Raw genomic sequence first — 536 nt, forward strand, 5'->3', positions numbered from 1 at the left:
GAGTTAAATAATATCCTTAAAATTAATTCAGGACGTGATTATAAGCAATTAAATTCTGGTAATATTCCAGTTTATGGTACTGGTGGATACATGTTAAGTGTAAATGATAAATTATCAGATACCGATGCAGTAGGTATTGGAAGAAAAGGAACAATAGATAAACCTTTATACTTAAAGGCTCCCTTTTGGACAGTGGATACCTTATTTTATTGCACATCTAAAGAAAATTCTGATGTCAAATTCATCTATTTACTTTTCCAAATAATTAATTGGAAAAGGTATGATGAATCCACTGGAGTTCCAAGTTTATCCAAAAATACTATTTCAAATATAAAAACATATGTACCAAAAATTAAAGAGCAAGACCATATCTCTAAATTATTCTTTAGTCTAGATAATACTCTTCAGTTACATGAACGAAAGTGTGAAGAATTAGCCCTAATTAAGAAAGCTTTACTTCAAAAACTTTTCCCTAAAAATGATGAAGTTGCCCCAGAAGTTCGTTATAAAAATTTTAATGATGCTTGGGAACAGCG

The 536-nt window shown here is 29.9% G+C and carries 1 protein-coding gene; it reads left to right on the top strand.

Features of this window, described 5'->3' with window-relative positions; translation table 11 throughout:
• A partial coding sequence (locus NOU10_RS09270; RefSeq protein WP_255906660.1) for a restriction endonuclease subunit S occupies positions 1-536 on the top strand: 536 nt, incomplete at both ends.

Source organism: Ligilactobacillus sp. MP3 (genome assembly GCF_024436335.1).
GTDB classification, from domain to species: Bacteria; Bacillota; Bacilli; order Lactobacillales; family Lactobacillaceae; genus Ligilactobacillus; species Ligilactobacillus salivarius.